Consider the following 17,997-nt stretch of genomic DNA (forward strand, 5'->3'; position numbering starts at 1 on the left):
GATTTGGGGTCGAGAGTTACGGTATGGTGCTGGTGGGATGCCACGTCTCCATCGCCGGCTCGATCGACCGTGCGGTCGGGCGGGCCCTTGATGTGGGCTGCGATACGTTTCAGATCTTCTCAAGGAACCCCCGCGGCTGGAAGGCAAAAGACCTCGACCCCGATCTAGCCGAAGCCTTCAGGGCGGCGGTGCGTTCGTCGGGGATCGGCCCGGTCGTCGACCACATGCCCTACCTCCCGAACCCGGCCTCGCCCGATGCCGAGATCTACGAAAAATCAGTCGCGGCGCTTGCCGGGGAACTCCGGCGGTGCGCCCTCCTCGGGATACCTTACCTCGTGACCCACCTCGGGCACCACCGCGGCGCCGGGATGGAAGCGGGGCAGGAGCGGGTCGTTGCCGCCATCAACCGGGCGTTTGAAGACGCCGGGGAGAGCGGCGTGATGCTCCTCCTCGAGAACACCGCCGGGGAGAAGAACAGCGTGGGAACGACCGTCGACGACCTCTCGCGGATCGTGGACGGGATCGATGCGGACGGAAGGGTCGGGATCTGTTTCGACACCTGCCACGCGTTCGCCGCCGGCTACGACCTCCGGACCGCGGAGGGGGTCGATGCGGTCATGGGAGAACTCGACGACCGGATCGGCCTTGCCAGCCTCCGGGTCGTTCACCTCAACGACTGCAAGGGGGATCTCGGGAGCGGGCTCGACCGGCACGAGCACATCGGGCTCGGGAGGATCGGGGAGGATGGGTTCCGGCATATCCTCCGCCATCCGGCCGTCCGCCGCCTCCCCCTCATCTGCGAGACGCCGGTTGACGGGCGGCGGAGCGATACCGGGAATATCGCGAAGGTCCGTGAACTTGCAGGGGCCTGAGCGCCCCCGGCCATTGCCCCCGACGAGGCCGTGCTGCCGGTTATGGTGCGGCGGCTCCTGCTGCGATTAATATCTCTCGTTTTTTATAATAGTCTTGAACACTCCCTCCGCTCGCTCTGGTTTATGGGAATATATTTATATTAATGATTCTATCCTGCAACGCGCGAACCCTTTACCTGTGGATCTCCGGTGGTTCTCCGGAATTCCACAGGATCTCCGTTTGCACGCCGGCAGGGGAACCCCGTTTCCCTGGCGTGCGTGCAGACACCATCGTATGGGACGAAGGGGGCGTTCTCATCGTGGTGATTAAAGAATGGCCAAAATTAACGTGCTGATTGTCATCTGTATCGTCATTGTTATCGGATTGCTGGTGCCGCCTGTCCTGGCCGGGGAAGGAGCGCCGGGGGATGTGGTTCCTTTCTGCACCTCTGGAGGATCGCAGGAGCACCCCGATATCGACGGGAACACGGTCGTCTGGGAGGACGGCAGGAACGGAAAGACGATCTACTATTCGAGCGGCCCCGGCAGCGCGGGGCGGAAGGTTGCGGGCGAGGGGACGGGGCAGAGGTACCCGTCCGTCTCGGGGGATTACATCGTCTGGGAGGAGAACCGGAACATGAGCCCGGATATCTACTTCTTCGAGATATCGGGTGGCGTGACGACGGCGCTCACCGACGACCCTGCCGACCAGCGGATGCCCGTCGTTCACGGAGAGCATGTAGTCTGGTACGATGCCCGGGGCGGGAGCACGGACATCTGCCTCTATGAGATCGGAACCGGCAGCGAGACCTTCCTCTCCTGCTCGCCGGTGACCGACTGGAAGCCCGCGCTCTCGGAGAGGTACGTCGTCTGGGAGGAGAGCACCGGGGGCGGGGATATCTGGCTGTACGATATCCGGACCGGCGATAAACGACCGATCACACAGGATAACCGGCGGCAGACCTACCCGTCGATATCGGGGAGCCGGATCGTCTGGGAGGACTACCGGAACGGGGCTCCCGACATCTACCTCTTCGATCTCGACAACCCTGCCGCCGGAGAGCAGAGGATCACCGACGATCCCAGAGAGCAGGTCTCCCCGGCGATCGATGGTGACCTCATCGCCTGGGAGGACAGGCGGGACGGAACCTGGAACGTTTACATCTGCGACCTTGCCGTAGGCAAGGGGGTGCAGATGCCCGTCTATCCTTCGGATTCGGATCAGGAGCAGCTCTACCCCGCCGTCAGCGGCGATCGGGTCGTCTGGCAGAACGGCCGTGGCAGCGGATCGGATATCTACGCCTTCACCTACTTCAGCGGAGCGGCCCCGGTGGCGGAGTTCTCGGCGGACCCGACCGAAGGTGGGGCGGCGCTCAACGTCCGGTTCATCGACCAATCGGCCGGTGATCCGGACGCCTGGGAATGGGACTTCGGCGACGGGAACACCTCGACCTCGCAGTATTCGTGGCACTTCTACGAGGTCCCGGGGGACTACACCGTCTCGCTCACTGTGCATAACGCGTTCGGGTCCGACACCGTCACGAAGACCGATCTCATTCACGTAGGTCCCCCGGAACCGCCGGTCATCATCTTCCGGGGGGAACCGTTGTCGGGGCCAGCACCCCTCACGGTCTTGTTGTACGGCGATTCCCCGGACTACGCGACGGCCTGGCTCTGGGACTTCGGTGACGGCAAGACATCGCCACACCGGGACACGCGTCACCGTTACGATCGTCCCGGTGTTTACAACGTCTCCCTGACCTGTAACAACGCGGGAGCCAGCGCGACGCACACGGAGTACGGCTACATCACCGTCTTTGGGCCGCTCGAGACCTCGTTTTCGGCCGACGTCAGGAACGGGACCGCGGCGCTCACCGTCAGGTTCACGGATACCACCGCCGGTGAGCCTGAAACGTGGGCCTGGGACTTCGGAGACGGCGGGACTTCTTCGGAGCAAAACCCGGAGCACATCTACGTGAACGCGGGCGTCTATAACGTCACCCTGACCGCAGGGAACGCCGCCGGGAGCGTCACGGCGGTGGAGTCCAGCTACATCACTGTTCATGCCCCAACCCCCACCCCGACCGTAACCCCGACCCCGACTCCAACGGTCAACGCAACGCCGACCCAGACGCAGACACCCACCCCCACCCCGACAAAGAAGCCGGCGAGCGGCGGTGGCGGTGGCGGTGGCGGTGGCGGTGGTGGAGGGGGAGGAGGCGGTGGTGGTGGCGGCGGCAGCCCTGCCCCGGTCAACCCCGGCTGGAACACGCCAACGCCCACCCCCACACCTACTCCCACGGTGACGCCGAAGCCCACTCCCCATGAAGCCGACTCCGGCAACCTGCATTTCGGGGAGACCGGCCTCGTCGACCAGGCCGTCAGGATCCGTTCGGCCGACGGCATTGCGACCCTCATTATTGCGGAGGGTGCCAGGGCGGCCGATGCATCCGGCAATCCGCTTCGCGCGGTGACCCTTGCGGCGCTCGATGCGGCCGACGTGCCCGCGGTGCCCGGCGCGTACGCGTTTGCCGGGTACGCCTGGATCACCGGGCCGGAGGGGGCGGTCTTCTCCCCGCCGGCGACCCTCTCGTTCAACTTCACAGAGGAGCAGTGGGACGCCGTCTACAACGGCAGCGTGCAGGACGGGCTCGTGGTGCAGCGATACGACCGGTCGGCCAACACCTGGGAGGAGGTTCCCACCATCGTCCTCCCGGAGACCCGGAGCGTCACAGCCGTTGTCTCCTACTTCAGCACCTACGCGCTCTTTGCCGCGGCACCCGGAGACGATGCGGCACAGGCGGTCGCCGCCGATACCGGCACGAAACCCGTGGCCCGTGACATCCCGTACACGCATCTCATCCCGGGCCTGCTTGCCCTCGTCATCGCGGGGGTGGGGGCACTCCTCTACTTCCGAAAGGGAGAGCCCTGAAAAGGTCCAAAAAAGCGGTGGAGGGGGTTACCGTCTCCTCCCTGCGAGCAGGAGGAGGAGCGCCGCCCCGGCAGCCGCCGCACCGAAGCCCGGTGCCGCCGTCGGGGCGGGGTTCACCGGCTCCGTGATCCCGGCCACCCAGGCGGCGCTGGTGTCGGATGAGAGGAACCGGATGCCCGCGAGGGTGTATCCATCGGGAGCGCTGGTGGCCCCGTAAACCCCGGTAGCGGGGATGGTTGTGTTCCACTGGATCGTTCCGTCCGCATCAATCCCGAGGGCGAAGCCTTCCCCGCTCCTGTGGTCCGTGCCTGCAATCATGTACCCGCCGGAAGATCGCAGGGTGACGGCGTATCCGGAGAGACCCTCCATATTCTCGATCCAGACCTCCTCCCCTTCTGCCTCGACAAGGCCGTACCAGTAGTTCCCCGAGTAGACGAACCGCCCGTCATCGGTCTCCTCGATGTCGTAGACGACCGGAGCCTGGTAATTCTCATGCCAGAGCGTGTTGCCGTCACTGTCGAGGCGGATGAGGAAGCCGTCACCCATGTCGTTGTTGAAGGGCGACGTCGTGCCCCCGATGACGTAGCCTCCGTCGGCGGTCACGATTCCTGCATTCGCGGAGAGCCCGGGGAATGTCTGGTTCCAGGCGGGGGTACCGTCACCGTCGGTCTTCATGATGGTCGCCGTCGTGTCGTTCGCTGATTCCGGTGGGTTCCAGAGCCACCCAATGGCGGCGTATCCGCCGTCGGCGGTCGGGCGGACGGTTGAGATCTTCTGCTCCGGTAGAACCTGCCGCCATTCCTCCTCCCCGGCGGCATTGGTTTTGATCAGGAACGAGGTGCCCTCGGTGATGAGGGTCTGATTGACCACGGTTGTGGACATGTTGTAGGCACCGATGATATACCCGCCATCACCGGTTTCTGCAACGGAGGCCGCTGCCATGTCGGGTATTCTCACGTTCCAGGCTTCGTTCCCCTGGTCATCGGTCTTTACGAGCAGCAGATCCTCCCTGCCCTCGATCATCTGCGTGATGGTTGAGCCGAGAGCGATGAACCCGCCGTCTGCGGTCGGTGCAACGGCATCGAATTTACTGATATTCTCCGGTGCGAACGTCACGTTCCAGGCGACCTCCGGTGAGGTCTCGCTCGCGGAGACGATCCCTGCCGGCAGCACTACCGCAATGAGCAGTGCCGCGAGGATCGTCCCCGGCTTCCAGAAATCTCTGACTTTTTCCGTCATGGAATTGATCACTGGTGCGGTGCGGCACGCAAAAAGCGTAGTGGTTCGCCCCCGGCAATCCATTAATGAACGTGAACTTCCAATAGCTCTAGCACGTGTTGGCGATATTCGACGGAACCTGGGTACGCCTCGGCGGTGAAGGGCGGGCGCTCTACGAGCAGGGCGGCTACGGCAGGCTCGAGGGGACCGGTCTCCGCCTCTCTCCCGAAGAGGCACTCTACCTCATGGAACGAAACAAGATCGACGTGAAAGACTTCGGTTTCGACGCCCTGCTCGGCCTCTTTGCCGGCCAGGCGAACTTCATCCGCAGGTATCTCGTCTACCGCGATATCCGCGAGCGGGGATACGTGATCCAGCCCGGGCCGCAGGACTTCCGCGTCTTCCGCCGCGGGCACAAGCCCGGCGCCGGGAAGTCCCGGTACCTGATTCGGGTTCTTTCCGAGCGTGATATCGTCGACTTCGACCGATTAAGCCAGGACGTGCTTGCCGCGGTCAACATGCGCAAACAGTACCTCCTTGCGGTCGTCGACGACGAGGACGAGCTGACCTACTACGAGGTGCGGGTGCAGGACCTCCCCGGGGTCGGGGAGCCTGCGGGATGCGCGATGCCGGTGGAGGCCACGCTCTTTGGAACCTACGCGCTCGCCCACCTGCCGCCGGGAACCCCACTCGAGGAGGACTGGTACGGTAAGAGGCTCGATACCGAGCGCTTGCTCCTCCGGCCGGTCGAGTCGATCTATCTCATGCGCAGACGCTGCCTCTCGATCGTGCAGGATGGTAAACCGATGACCGCAGAACAGTTCCTCGATGCGGCGTCGGGGAAGGATGTCGAGATCCGCGAAAAAGAGCGGGTCTTCTCTGATCTCCGGGAGAAAGGCTACATCCCCCGGACGGGTTACAAGTTCGGCCACCACTTCCGCGTCTACTCCGGGAAGAAGAGCCACTCCGAGATGCTCGTCCATGCCGTTCCGTCCGGGACGTCCACGCCGATGAGCGGCGTCTCCCGCTCGGTCAGGCTTGCTCACAGCGTCAAAAAGAAGATGTTATTTGCCTGCATATATAACACCGATATCAAATACGTCGAATTCGCCCGAATAAAACTGTGAGCGTCATTACATGCATTCAGAAGTGAACCCGTGGTCGAATAACCAGACCGTCGATGTAGATCGACTCTTTGCCGACTTCGGCATCGAGCCGGTCAGTGAGGTCGCACGAAGGCTTCCCGAAGTACCGTCGTTTATGCGCAGGGGTATCGTCGTCGGGCACCGGGACTACAACCTGGTAGCCGATGCCATCCAAAACCGCACCCCGTTTCACGTGCTGACCGGGTTCATGCCCTCAGGCCTCCCGCATCTGGGGCACCTGATGGTCATGAAAGAGGTCGTCTGGCACGTTCAGCAGGGGGGGAACGGCTACGTCGCCGTCGCCGACCGGGAGGCGCACGCGGTCCGAGGCATCTCGTGGGAGAAGTGCCGCGAGTACGGGAAGGAGTATCTCAAGGCTCTCTATGCGCTTGGATTCGAGGGCACGACCTACTACCAGAGCAAGAACGACCGCTTGAAAGACCTCGCGTTCGAGGCGTCCACGAAGGTGAACTTCTCGGAGCTCGCGGCGATCTACGGGTTCGGGCCGGAGACTTCGCTCTCCCACGCCGTGAGCGTCATCACCCAGGTCGCCGACATCCTCTTCCCGCAGCTCGATGCCGGCCCTGCACCGACGATCGTTCCGGTCGGCCTCGACCAGGACCCGCACATCCGGCTCACCCGGGACGTGGCCTACAAACTCCGGATGTTCACGGTCGAGGATCGCGGCGACCATATCAGCGTCCGGTCGAAGAACGCTCCCGAGGAGGCTCTCGAGGCCGTGCACCGCGCCTTCCCCGGCTCGAAGAAGTACGCGGGCCACGTGGACGTTGCCGGCCTTCCGCAGAGGCAGGTGGAGGACGCCGTCCGCGAGATCGAGATCGCCCACGGCGGATTCGGGTTCTACCTCCCCTCGTCGACCTACCACATCTTCATGCCCGGGCTCCAGGGCGGGAAGATGTCGAGCAGCGTGCCCGAGAGTTCGTTCGGGTTCTACGAGTCCGAAAAATCGATCAAGAAGAAGGTCATGGCGGCGAAGACCGGCGGGCGGATGACGCTTGAGGAGCAGAAGCGTCTCGGGGGCGAACCGGACGCCTGCTCGGTCTATCTCTTAAACCTCTTCCACATGCTCGAGGACGACGCGGAACTTGCCGACCTCGTGCGCCGGTGCGAGAGCGGCGAACTCACCTGCGGGCAGTGCAAGAAGGAGACGTTGGAGCGCGTGAATGCGTTCCTCCGAGAGTTGCGGGATAAGATGGATGCAGTCGAACACCTTGCAGAGGAGGTGTGATAGTGGAACTGACGCTGAACGAGAAGAGGCTTCTGGTTGCCCTGGGGCCGATGGGATCGGCCGACGCGGCCGTCCTTGCGGAGAAGATGGATACCCGCCGGGAAGCGGTGGTGCAGTACGCGAACCTCGCCGGTGATCGGGGGCTCGTGGACGTGGAAAAACACGTCGCGCGTCGGTACGTCCCGACTGAAGAGGGGCGGGCCTACATGGGCAAAGGTCTCCCCGAGCGGCAGGTGCTCGAGAGTTTCGAGGAGTCGATCCCGATGCGGGATCTCCAGGGCCACCCGCTCGCAAAGATCGCCATCGGCTGGATGCGCAAGAAGGGCTGGATCGTGATCCGCGACGGGGTCGTGAAAAAGACCGGCAAGACCTCCCCGGGCCCCGACGAAGCCGCGTTTGCAAGGCTCGCCGAAAGCGGCGAGATCGCCGACGGCGAGGGGGTTGCCGATCTCGCGAAGCGCGGGCTCGTCGAGGAGGAGGAGACCGTCGCCTACACCGTCTCGATCACGCCCCGCGGCCGCGAACTCCTCGCCGGAGGCCTCGACCTGCGGGAAGAGGTGGGGACGCTCACCCGCGAGCAGATCCTCTCCGGTGAGTGGAAATCTCTCCCGCTCCGGCGCTACGACGTCACGAAACTCCCGAAACGTGCCTATCCCGGGAAGGTTCACCCCTACCAGCGCATCATCGACGAGATGCGGCGCATCCTCTTCGATATGGGCTTTGAGGAGATGTCGGGCGGAATCGTCCAGAGTTCGTTCTGGAACTTCGACGCCCTCTTCCAGCCGCAGGATCACCCGGCGCGTGAGATGCAGGACACCTTCTTCCTCGGCGAACGCCGGCCGCTCCCGAAGGGCTACGAACGCGTCCGCGACATGCACGAGCACGGCAGCGGAACCTCCTCCACCGGATGGGGAGGCACCTGGAGCGCCGAGAAGGCGGAGCAGTGCGTGCTCCGGACGCACACGACAAGCCTCTCCATCCAGCACCTCGCCGCGCACCCGAAGCCGCCGGTCAGGGCGTTCTGCATCGGCCGGGTCTACCGGCGGGAGGCGATCGATCCCACCCACCTCGCGGAGTTCGAACAGCTCGAGGGGATCGTGATGGACGAAGACGTCAATTTACGCCACCTCCTCGGGTTCTTGAAGGAGTTCTACGCCAAGATGGGCTTTGAGAAGGTCCGGTTCCGTCCCGGCTACTTCCCCTACACCGAGCCCTCCGTGGAGCCGGAGGTCTACGTCGACGGGCTTGGCTGGGTGGAACTCGGCGGGTCGGGCATCTTCCGCCAGGAGGTGACCGAGCCCTTCGGGATCGAGCACCCGGTGCTCGCGTGGGGTCTCGGGATCAGCCGGGTGGCGATGCTCCGGCTCGGGCTACGGGACCTCCGGCAGCTCTACAGGAGCGACGTCGAGTGGATCCGGGAGACGCCCATCTACGGCGGGAGGCGGTAATATGGCAATAATCACGTTACCCTACCGGTACCTGGAACGGCTGGCCCGCACCGACCGGCAGACGATCATCGACCGCGTTCCGATGATCGGGGCCGACATCGAGCGGATCGAGGAAGACCACGTGGACGTCGAGTTCTTCCCGAACCGGCCGGACCTCTACTCGCCCGAGGGCGTCGCCCGGGCGATGCGCGGTTTCCTCGGGCTGGAGGAGGGGCTTCCAGCCTACACCGTCCGCCCTTCCGGCATCACTTTCTCGGTCGACCCGGCCCTTGCCGATATCCGGCCGTTCCTCGGCTCGGCCGTGATCCGGAACGTCAACCTCGACGAAGAAGCGATCGAGAGCCTGATGGCCCTCCAGGAGTCCCTCCACTGGGCGGTCGGGCGCGGCCGGGGCAAGGTAGCGATCGGCGTCCACGACCTCGATACGGTCAACCCTCCCTTCCGCTACATCGCCTCGCCCCGGGATCGGTCGTTCGTCCCGCTGGACTTCGAGCGGGAGATGACGATGGACGAGATGCTCGCCGACCACCCGAAGGGCCGGGACTACGCTCACCTGGTGGAGGATTTCCCTAAGTTCCCGCTGATCGTCGATGCCGACGACCGGGTGCTCTCCTTCCCGCCGATCATCAACGGCGAGCTGACGCGGGTCACGGCGGCGACGAAGAACATCCTCCTCGACTGCACCGGCACCGACAGACGGGCGGTGATGACGGCGGTAAACATCATCTGCACGGCGTTCATCGAGGCCGGGGCGACGGTCGAGACGGTGACCGTTGACGGAGAAGAGATGCCGATGCTCGCCCCCGCAGAAAGGGTCGTCTCGGTTGCGGAGTGCTCCTCACTCCTTGGCCTCCCCCTCACGGCGGAGGAGATGTCGCGGCTCCTTCGCCGGATGCGCTTTGACGCCGAGCCCGACGGCGACTCACGGGTCCGGATCCTCGTCCCCTGCTACCGCTCGGACATCCTCCACGACTGGGACATCTTCGAGGACGTGGCGATCGCCTACGGCATCGAGAACTTCGATGCCGCCCTCCCGGCGACCTCGACCGTTGCACAGGAGCATCCGATCCCCGCGATCGAGGGAGCGGTCCGGTCGGTGATGACCGGCCTCGGGTACCTTGAGGTGATCCCGTTCACCCTCACGAATGAGCGGGTGCTCTACGTGAACATGCAGCGGGAGCCCGCTCCCGGAACCCTGCGGCTGCTCCACCCGATCAACGAGGAGCAGACGGTGGTCCGGACCGACCTCCTCCCCCTGCTGATGGAGATGCTTCTTGCGAACAAACACCGCGAACTCCCGCAGAGGCTCTTTACGGTGGGCGACGTGGTGGAGGACTGCGTCACCTCCCAGATGGCCGCGGCGGTGAGCATTTACCCGACGGCCGACTTCTCCGAGGCGTACGCGGCGGCGGACGTTCTCTGCCGCGAGCTCTCGCTCTCCTACACGGTCGCCGAGTCGGCTGATCCGGCGTTCCTCGACGGCCGCCGCGGGGATATCGTCGTCGACGGAAAAATTGTCGGGGTCTTCGGGGAGATCCACCCCGCCGTTCTCGGGGCGTTCGACCTCGAGCACCCGGTCGCGGCGCTCGCGCTCGATCTCAGAGCCGTACCGGGATACCCCGTCCTGCCAGATACTCCTTGACCTGGCGGACGGTGAACTCGCCGTAGTGGAAGACACTTGCCGCGAGGCAGGCGTCGGCCTTTCCTTCCGTGAACCCCCCGTAGAAGTGTTCGAGCGTGCCCACGCCGCCGCTCGCGACCACCGGGATGCCGACCGCCTCCGAGACCGCTCTCGTGATCGGGATGTCGAACCCCTCCTTTGTTCCGTCGGCCTCCATGCTGGTGAGCAGGATCTCGCCCGCCCCGCGCTCCTCCGCCTCTCTCGCCCAGGCGACGGCGTCAAGCCCCGTGCCCCGGCTCCCGCCGTGGGTCACGACCTCGTACCAGCACTCCTGGCCGTCAGGGAGGGTTATCGGCGTCTTTCCCGGTGCCGTCTCGTAGTTGCGCCGGACATCGACGGCGACGACGACGCACTGGGTTCCGAACCGTTCTGCGCCCTGCGAGATCAGGTTCGGGTCGGCGACGGCGCTCGAGTTGATGCTTACCTTGTCCGCGCCCGCCCGGAGGATCTGTTTCATGTCCTCGATCGTCCGGATGCCGCCGCCGACGGTGAGCGGGAGAAAGAGCTGGTCGGCAGCCCGCTGCACGACATCGATGATGGTGCCCCGGTCCTCCCTGGTGGCGGTGATGTCGAGGAAGACCACCTCGTCCGCGCCCTGCTCGTTGTAGCGCTGGGCGAGTTCCACGGGATCGCCCGCGTCGCGCAGGCCGACGAAGTGCGTGCCCTTGACAACCCGCCCGTCCTTGAGGTCCAGGCAGGGGATGATCCGCTTGGTCAAAACCATGCGTAGTGATTTTGGGGCGGAGGTGATGAGGGTTTGCCTATGCGACTGGCCGAAGGTGCGATGTTCCTCTGGAACAGAGCTGGAGCACCGTTAGGAACGACGTTCCATGGGAACGGAGTTCGAGCACCGGAGGTGCGAGGTGCGGGGGCAGGAGCAGGAGAAAACGCGTAGCGTTTTCGACTTGCGACGGGCGGGAGCGGAGCGAGCGTCCGGAGTTTGAGCGCCGAAGGGCAGGAGCAGGAGAAAACGCGTAGCGTTTTCGACTTGCGAAGATTCATGAGAACCGGAGCACAGGCACCGTTGCTGCGGCCCGTAAACGAGAGGCGACGATCGCTACCGATACCGGACTTCGCGTCTTCGCGTCTTCGCGTCTTCGCGTGAGACTGTATTGCTGCCCCTTAGACCCTTGCCTCACGCGAAGCCGCGAAGGGCGCGAAGAACGACTTTCCCGAAGGGTGCGACGGGCGGGAGCAGGAGAAAACGCTACGCGTTTTCGACTTGCGAAGATTCATTGAAACTGGAGCACAAGCACAGGAAGAGCGGGTTGGAGACAGGGGAGGGGGGCGTGCCCCCCTCGAAGAACTTCGTTCTTCTCGTGCTCCGTTCCTGCGGAACATCGCACCTCGCACCTCCGGTGCTCATGCTCCTGCCCTTCGGCCAGTCGCACTCCCCAATGGCGATATCCGATGGAAATCCGTTTCCGCTTTTTACGACTGGAAAATGGCTGAACGCTCCTGGGATGCTCCTGGAGGATATCCGTCAATAGAGGTTGCACATACACTCGGGTGAACCCGATCCCCGGAAGCGCGTGCCGCTCCCCTTACGTTTAAGTACTCCGGAAAGGTACCTTTACAGGCAAACCGGAGAATATCCGGGCGGGATAACCGGTCTGGTGGTTTTTATGGAGTCAGGAGATCTAAAAATTGCATGGGCGCGGCAGTACATGCCGGTACTCTCGTCCATTCGGAAGCGTTTCGTCGAGGAGAAGCCGTTTGCAGGCATGACTATCGGCATGGCCCTGCACGTCGAGGCGAAGACCGCGGTGCTGGTCGAGACGCTCGCAGCAGGCGGCGCCGAGGTGCACATCACGGGGTGCAACCCCCTCTCGACCCAGGACGATGTCTCTGCGGCGCTCGATACCCGGGAAGGGGTTCACTCCTACGCCCGCCGGGGCGCCAACGTCGAGGAGTACTACGCGGCCATCGACCGGGTGCTCGACGCCCGCCCCGCGATCACCATCGACGACGGGATGGACCTGATCCACCGCATTCACACCGAGCGGCGGGAGGTGCTGGACTCGATCATCGGCGGGTGCGAGGAGACCACGACCGGCATCCACCGGCTCCGCGCGATGGCACAGGACGGGGCGCTCAGGTTCCCGGTCGTCGCCGTCAACGACACCCCGATGAAGCACTTCTTCGACAACGTCCACGGCACCGGCGAGAGTTCGCTCGCGTCGATCATGATCACCACGAACGTCCTCATGGCCGGAAAGCGGTTCGTCGTCGCCGGCTACGGCTACTGCGGCCGGGGGCTTGCCCAGAAGGCCCGGAGCCTCGGCGCCCGCGTCATCGTGACCGAGGTCGATCCCCGGCGGGCGCTGCAGGCGCACATGGACGGGTTCGACGTCATGACGATGGACGACGCGGCACCCCTCGGCGATATTTTCGTCACCACCACCGGGAATACGAGCATCCTCACCGAACGGCACTTCCCGATCCTGAAGGACGGCGCGATCCTCGCGAACGCCGGCCACTTCAACGTTGAGATCGATGTCGACTGGCTCGCGGCGCACGCGGCTTCCACCGTCCACCGGGACGGTGTCGACACCTACGTTCTCGATGGCAAAGTTGTCCACGTCCTTGCCGAAGGAAGGCTCGTGAACCTTGCGACGCCGAAGGGTATGGGCCACCCCGTCGAGGTCATGGACCTGAGTTTCGCCGTCCAGGCGCTCTCCGCCGAGTTCATCGCGAAGCACGGCCGCGAACTCGCTCCCGGCGTGCACGACGTCCCGTCCGCCATCGATGAGGGGATCGCGCGGCTGAAACTCGACGCGCTCGGGCTCTCGATTGACCGGCTGACGCCCGAGCAGGAAACTTATATGAGCAGCTGGACGATCGGGACGTAAAACGCTCCTCTTTTTTTGCCGTAAATACCAACCCCCGTGCAAACCCCCGGATGCGAGGAAACGGAGGAGTGGGATTGGTTCGCCGTTAGATCGCCTGGTTGTCTGTGTTTTCCCGTATCTTGAGCATGAACCCGTGACCGCATCTCCGGCACCGATACTGTGCATACATGTCGCACCCGAGAGCATCGACGCACCCGAGATACTCGCTTGAGGATCTGCACTTGGGGCATGCCGGCCCCTGTTTGTCGAACCAGCGGCCGCACCAGAGACACTGGTGGATTGTATGAGTCCGCGGGTTGACGGCGATGAGATCTTCGATGTGGCTTTGGCACCCGCAGAATGGGCAGGGAGCAGGTCCGTCATCTTCGGCATCATCGGTGTCGCACGACGGGCTTGTTGTCTTCCTGGTCACATCTGACTCGTGCACACACCCACCCCCCTGCCCCCGGCGGTTACGGTTCTCTCTGGGAAGGTGTTATTCCACGTCTTTCGTATCTTCGGCGTGTTTTTCGCCTGGCGCGAGTCAACTACTCTGCTCTGTCTCATACACTGCTATGAGCGCTCCTGCTGCTTAACGATACCTATGGGTATCAATTGGTATCTTATTGGAAAAATAAAAACAGTATAATATAATTGTCTCGCCGGGATACCTGAATAGGAAGATGGAATCTCCCGATAACGTCTCAGGCAAGCAGGTGGGTGTTCGGCTGCCAGGCCATCTCTACCGGTGGCTAAAGGAGAAGGTCGACAGCGGTGAATACTCAAATATGGCACAGTCGGTCATCGGGGAACTGACGAAGGTGAGGGCGCTCGAAGAGATGCGGTGCCGGGAGACTTCACGCTACGATGTTTCCGGGGAAGAACCCCTTGCCCGGATGGTTAACGAACGAATCGAAAGCGTCCGTCGCGAACTTCTGGATGAAGTGAAGCGGCGGCGTACCTGATCCGAACCTATTATCCAGCCTCCGCGTGACCACCGCCCCGGAGTGACTGCCTGTTCCTGCCGGATCGTTCGGCAGAGCCTTCTCGAACTCTTTTCCTATCCGCTCCGGCAGCCGGTAGGACAACATGTTTTTATACTCGTCGGGCACGTAAACCAAATATCATTTATTTGGGCTTAAAATAAGCTAAATTAAATATACCGTGCCGCAACCCTCTATTGCAAGGTGTCATTATTATGAAAGTACCTACCACGGCAACCCTTGTTGCCCTGACCCTCGTGATCATCGCCGGCCTCCTGGTTGCGGGATGCACGACCACGGAAGAGACCCCGGGAGAGACAACCCTGACCGTCTTTACAGCCGCGTCGCTCACGGGGGCCTTCACAGATATCGGCAAAGCCTACGAGGCGGAGAACGAGAACGTCAGGGTCGACCTGGTCTTCGACGGATCGCAGGCCCTCCGCACCCAGATCGAACAGGGAGCGAACCCCGACATCTTCGTCTCGGCGAGCGAAAAGCACATGAAGGCCCTCCAGGACGGCGAGCTCATGGATGACGATACCGTGGCGGTCTTCCTCGGGAACAGCATGGCGCTGATCGTCCCTGCCGAGAATCCGGCCGGGATCACCGGTCTTGCCGACCTGGCAGAACCGGGCACGAAGATCGTCATCGGCACCAAGGACGTCCCCTTCGGCGACTACACCCGGCAGGTACTCGACAAGATGGCCGCCGATCCCGCATACGGCGAGACGTACCGGGAGGCCGTGATGAACAACGTCATCTCCGAGGAGACGGCGGTGAGCTCCGTGGTGCCCAAACTGACGCTCGGGGAGGCGGACGCGGCGTTCGTCTACAAATCGGACGTTTCGAAGGACGATCTGGACAAAGTGACCCGGATCAAGGTTCCGGCGGAGTATAACGTCATGGCCACGTATCCACTCGGCATCCTTGCGGAGTCACCGCACAAGACCGAAGCAGAGTCCTTCATAGCATTCGTCCGGGGCCCGAACGGCAGCGCTATCCTGACCGAGTATGGATTCGACCCCATTCCGGCAGAGTCCTGAGGTGACCCGGTGCGAAGGCGGCCTGGCGCGCGTCTCGAGGGCGGGTCTCACCCTCCTCGTCGCCGCGCTCGTCGCCCTCTTCCTCCTCTTCGTCACGCTGCCGGTCGCCTCGCTCTTCCTGCGCATATCACCTGAAGCGTTCCTCCGGTCGCTCGCCGAACCGGTGGTGCTCGACGCGCTCTCCCTCTCTCTAGCCACCGCGACACTGAGCACGGCGATCGTCGTCGTCTTCGGGACGCCGCTTGCCCTGGTGAATGCCCGGCACGACTACCCGGGGAGAGCGATCGTCGATACGCTCACCGACCTCCCCATCGTCCTGCCGCCGGCGGTTGCGGGCATCGCGCTACTGATGGCGTTCGGCCGCCGGGGCGTTGTCGGGCAGTACCTCGACCACGTCGGTATCAACACCGCTTTCACCACGGTCGCAGTGATCCTCGCGCAGGTCTTCGTGGCCTCGCCGTTCTACATCCGGCAGGCGAGGGCGAGTTTCGAGGCGGTCGACCGCCTCTACGAGGATGCAGCCCGGACGCTCGGGGCGTCCCCCATGACGGTTGCCCTCCGGGTCACCATCCCGCTTGCGTGGGGCGGGCTCATCTCCGGGGCGATCCTCTCGTTCGCCCGGGCGCTCGGGGAATTCGGCGCCACGATCATGTTTGCCGGGAACTTCCAGGGTCGAACCCAGACGATGCCGCTTGCCATCTACACGACGATGCAGGGCGACCTCGATGCCGCGATCAGCCTCGCCATCATCCTCGTCGCGATATCTTTCGGAGTGATCGCTTCAGTGAAGATCATGACCCGGAGGAGTTTCTGATGCTCTCTGTCCACGCCGTCCGCCACCTCCGTGACTTCGCTCTCGACGTCACGCTCTCGGTCAGGCAGGGGGAGACGCTCGTCCTGATCGGGGAGAACGGGGCGGGCAAGTCCACGGTGCTGAACCTGATCTCCGGCATCCTCACGCCTGACGCGGGAGAGATCGTGCTCGGGGAGAGGACACTCTACTCGGGCGAGGAGGGAATCGACGTCCCTGCCGAGAGCCGCAAGATCGGCCACCTCTTCCAGTCCTACGCCCTCTTTCCGCACATGACCGTCTTTGAGAACGTGGCGTTCGGCCTCCGGTGCCGGAAGGTTCCGCGGCCGGAAATCGCCTTCGCCGTGGCGAACCAGCTTCGCGCGATGAACCTCGCCGATCTTTCGGACGTCAACGTCGGCAGGCTCTCGGGCGGGCAGCGGCAACGGGTGGCCCTCGCCCGGGCGCTGGTGCTCGACCCGGACATCCTCCTCCTCGACGAACCGCTCGCCGCCGTCGATATGCGGGCGCAAGCTGCGATGCGAACCGAGCTCCGCGACCGGATACGGAGCGCCGGCATCCCCTGCATCGTCGTCACCCACAACCTCCGCGACGCCCTCGAACTCGCCGACCGGCTCTGCCTCCTCGAAGAGGGGCGGGTGGTGGCCGACGGTGCGCCGGAAGAGGTGCTTGGGATGCGGGAGAACGGGTTTATCGCCAGTTTTGCCGGGAGGTGAAGATCTCCTAGGAGCAACCGGAAGTTTTTCTGCTGAAAACAGGAGGATTATCGGCTCTGTTGAAATGCTTCTGATAACCCCTAGATTTTGCCCAGTTAGCGGTGAAGGTGTGTGGTATGACTTCCAATAAGAGGGTTTCAACAGAGCCGGATTATCTGTCATAGATGTCTCAATAAGCCCTTATGAGGCCAATTTAGGGAGTATCAATCAGTAAAATCTGCTGGGGGTATTGCTCTACATGGGTGAACATTTTCTTTCTCACCGGATATCTGTGGGCCATAATAGGTAGTTCTCTCCGATGACATCTGTTAATTGAAGGTTTTCATGCTCAGTTCGGAGCGTTCCAGCCTCTAAGGCAAATTCAAATAGGTTGGAACTTCTAGTGATACCTATATAGAAACGAATGTATTTAGATACCAAACGAAAACATATTATATACTTTATACCTATGCTTGGCTGTAGCACAGCGTTCAGTGTATGTTGTTTTCGTGCTGCTGAAAGGCGGGATTAATCAGTTGTTTTGATCGGTCCTGCTCCTAAATGGACGTGGGTGTGATAAAATGAAAAAAAAGCATATCCTTAGGGGCTTTTCCATATTGCTTGTCTGCTTGCTAGTAAGCATAGTGTTTACACCCCATGTCTCAGCATCTGAAGTTGGAAGTCCAGATTCCCAAATGGAATATTATGCTGCGGATGCGGCCCGGATTGAGGTAGCAGATCAACTATGGGGGCAGGACATCTCTATGGGGGAGTACTACGAAGCAGTGATGCCTGACTTTCTGGCTGATATGCCCGAAGAGGTAAGAGTACATCTCTATACCGTTAAATGGGTATGGCCTACTCCTAGCACTGTGGGAGAATCTTCACAAAAAATCGTTTCTGGTCGCAGCACATTATCAGAAACATTCCAAAAGATCTGGGCGACTCTCGACGCTGCACCAGAGGGTTTTCCGTTTGATATCGAGGTCATCCCATAACCCTCCAGATCATGATGGCACATGCCAGGTGGATCAGCCCGAGGAATGAGTGTTCATAGCGTTCATATCGAGGAACAATCTTCTTGAATGCCTCGATCCAGCTGAAGAACCG

15 protein-coding genes are annotated in these 17,997 nt (G+C 62.6%); 12 read left to right on the top strand and 3 right to left on the bottom strand.

What is annotated here, in order from left to right; translation table 11 throughout:
• Positions 1 to 23: 23 nt before the first annotated feature.
• Both FGW20_RS12590 and FGW20_RS12595 read left to right on the top strand, forming a co-directional pair.
• Positions 24 to 872, top strand: coding sequence for a deoxyribonuclease IV (locus FGW20_RS12590; protein WP_301678434.1), 849 nt, complete (start codon positions 24 to 26; stop codon positions 870 to 872).
• 313 nt (positions 873 to 1,185) lie between these two features.
• A complete protein-coding gene (locus FGW20_RS12595) occupies positions 1,186 to 3,783 on the top strand; it encodes a PKD domain-containing protein (RefSeq protein WP_301678435.1) in 2,598 nt (865 codons plus the stop codon).
• A 27-nt stretch (positions 3,784 to 3,810) separates the two neighbouring features.
• Here FGW20_RS12595 and FGW20_RS12600 read toward each other — a convergent pair whose 3' ends face one another.
• Positions 3,811 to 5,022, bottom strand: coding sequence for a hypothetical protein (locus tag FGW20_RS12600; RefSeq protein ID WP_301678436.1), 1,212 nt, complete (start codon positions 5,020 to 5,022; stop codon positions 3,811 to 3,813).
• 95 nt (positions 5,023 to 5,117) lie between these two features.
• On the opposite strand from FGW20_RS12600, the gene endA reads away from it, so the two are divergent.
• Genes endA through pheT form a run of 4 tightly spaced genes read left to right on the top strand, consistent with a single transcriptional unit; the run spans position 5,118 to position 10,485 of the window.
• Entirely contained in the window at positions 5,118 to 6,128 is a 1,011-nt protein-coding gene (gene endA, locus FGW20_RS12605) for a tRNA-intron lyase (protein WP_301678437.1), read from the top strand.
• Between the two features lie 10 nt (positions 6,129 to 6,138).
• Positions 6,139 to 7,395 (top strand): tryptophan--tRNA ligase, encoded by a 1,257-nt coding sequence (locus FGW20_RS12610; RefSeq protein WP_301678438.1) that lies wholly within the window; start codon positions 6,139 to 6,141, stop codon positions 7,393 to 7,395.
• A gap of 2 nt (positions 7,396 to 7,397) precedes the next feature.
• Positions 7,398 to 8,843, top strand: a complete 1,446-nt coding sequence (gene pheS / locus FGW20_RS12615; RefSeq protein ID WP_301678439.1) for a phenylalanine--tRNA ligase subunit alpha — start codon at positions 7,398 to 7,400, stop codon at positions 8,841 to 8,843.
• 1 nt (position 8,844) lies between these two features.
• Complete coding sequence (gene pheT / locus FGW20_RS12620) at positions 8,845 to 10,485, top strand: phenylalanine--tRNA ligase subunit beta (protein WP_301678440.1); 1,641 nt, start codon at positions 8,845 to 8,847, stop codon at positions 10,483 to 10,485.
• Here pheT and hisF read toward each other — a convergent pair.
• Entirely contained in the window at positions 10,442 to 11,248 is an 807-nt protein-coding gene (hisF, locus tag FGW20_RS12625) for an imidazole glycerol phosphate synthase subunit HisF (protein ID WP_301678441.1), read from the bottom strand. The two genes, pheT and hisF, sit on opposite strands and share 44 nt — an antisense overlap.
• A 901-nt stretch (positions 11,249 to 12,149) precedes the next feature.
• Between hisF and FGW20_RS12630 the strand changes: the two genes are divergently transcribed.
• A complete protein-coding gene (locus FGW20_RS12630) occupies positions 12,150 to 13,376 on the top strand; it encodes an adenosylhomocysteinase (RefSeq protein ID WP_301678442.1) in 1,227 nt (408 codons plus the stop codon).
• 85 nt (positions 13,377 to 13,461) lie between these two features.
• Here FGW20_RS12630 and FGW20_RS12635 read toward each other — a convergent pair whose 3' ends face one another.
• Complete coding sequence (locus FGW20_RS12635) at positions 13,462 to 13,803, bottom strand: hypothetical protein (protein ID WP_301678443.1); 342 nt, start codon at positions 13,801 to 13,803, stop codon at positions 13,462 to 13,464.
• Positions 13,804 to 14,038: 235 nt separating this feature from the next.
• On the opposite strand from FGW20_RS12635, the gene FGW20_RS12640 reads away from it, so the two are divergent.
• From FGW20_RS12640 to FGW20_RS12660, 5 genes are all read left to right on the top strand, one after another.
• The gene (locus FGW20_RS12640) at positions 14,039 to 14,320 is read left to right on the top strand and encodes a hypothetical protein (protein ID WP_301678444.1); all 282 of its coding nucleotides are present in this window, start codon (positions 14,039 to 14,041) and stop codon (positions 14,318 to 14,320) included.
• A 233-nt stretch (positions 14,321 to 14,553) separates the two neighbouring features.
• Positions 14,554 to 15,381 carry a molybdate ABC transporter substrate-binding protein gene (gene modA, locus FGW20_RS12645; RefSeq protein WP_301678445.1) on the top strand — a complete coding sequence of 276 codons (828 nt, stop codon included), beginning with the start codon at positions 14,554 to 14,556 and terminating at the stop codon, positions 15,379 to 15,381.
• Complete coding sequence (locus FGW20_RS12650; RefSeq protein WP_301678446.1) at positions 15,350 to 16,195, top strand: ABC transporter permease; 846 nt, start codon at positions 15,350 to 15,352, stop codon at positions 16,193 to 16,195. Before modA ends, FGW20_RS12650 begins: the two co-directional genes overlap by 32 nt.
• The gene (locus FGW20_RS12655) at positions 16,195 to 16,908 is read left to right on the top strand and encodes an ABC transporter ATP-binding protein (RefSeq protein ID WP_301678447.1); all 714 of its coding nucleotides are present in this window, start codon (positions 16,195 to 16,197) and stop codon (positions 16,906 to 16,908) included. The genes FGW20_RS12650 and FGW20_RS12655 overlap by 1 nt, the downstream gene beginning before the upstream one ends.
• A 560-nt stretch (positions 16,909 to 17,468) precedes the next feature.
• Complete coding sequence (locus FGW20_RS12660; protein WP_301678448.1) at positions 17,469 to 17,885, top strand: hypothetical protein; 417 nt, start codon at positions 17,469 to 17,471, stop codon at positions 17,883 to 17,885.
• The last annotated feature ends 112 nt before the right edge of the window (positions 17,886 to 17,997 follow it).

This window comes from Methanoculleus methanifontis, assembly GCF_030464365.1.
Lineage (GTDB): Archaea > Halobacteriota > Methanomicrobia > Methanomicrobiales > Methanoculleaceae > Methanoculleus > Methanoculleus methanifontis.

Bases quoted from the DNA above. Each gene is read 5' to 3' on its own strand.
- FGW20_RS12590 (WP_301678434.1), top strand. From the start codon at position 24: ATGGTGCTGGTGGGATGCCACGTCTCCATCGCCGGCTCGATCGACCGT.
- FGW20_RS12595 (WP_301678435.1), top strand. From the start codon at position 1,186: ATGGCCAAAATTAACGTGCTGATTGTCATCTGTATCGTCATTGTTATC.
- FGW20_RS12600 (WP_301678436.1), bottom strand. From the start codon at position 5,022: ATGACGGAAAAAGTCAGAGATTTCTGGAAGCCGGGGACGATCCTCGCG.
- FGW20_RS12610 (WP_301678438.1), top strand. From the start codon at position 6,139: ATGCATTCAGAAGTGAACCCGTGGTCGAATAACCAGACCGTCGATGTA.
- pheT (WP_301678440.1), top strand. From the start codon at position 8,845: ATGGCAATAATCACGTTACCCTACCGGTACCTGGAACGGCTGGCCCGC.
- hisF (WP_301678441.1), bottom strand. From the start codon at position 11,248: ATGGTTTTGACCAAGCGGATCATCCCCTGCCTGGACCTCAAGGACGGG.
- FGW20_RS12630 (WP_301678442.1), top strand. From the start codon at position 12,150: ATGGAGTCAGGAGATCTAAAAATTGCATGGGCGCGGCAGTACATGCCG.
- FGW20_RS12640 (WP_301678444.1), top strand. From the start codon at position 14,039: ATGGAATCTCCCGATAACGTCTCAGGCAAGCAGGTGGGTGTTCGGCTG.
- modA (WP_301678445.1), top strand. From the start codon at position 14,554: ATGAAAGTACCTACCACGGCAACCCTTGTTGCCCTGACCCTCGTGATC.
- FGW20_RS12650 (WP_301678446.1), top strand. From the start codon at position 15,350: ATGGATTCGACCCCATTCCGGCAGAGTCCTGAGGTGACCCGGTGCGAA.
- FGW20_RS12655 (WP_301678447.1), top strand. From the start codon at position 16,195: ATGCTCTCTGTCCACGCCGTCCGCCACCTCCGTGACTTCGCTCTCGAC.
- FGW20_RS12660 (WP_301678448.1), top strand. From the start codon at position 17,469: ATGAAAAAAAAGCATATCCTTAGGGGCTTTTCCATATTGCTTGTCTGC.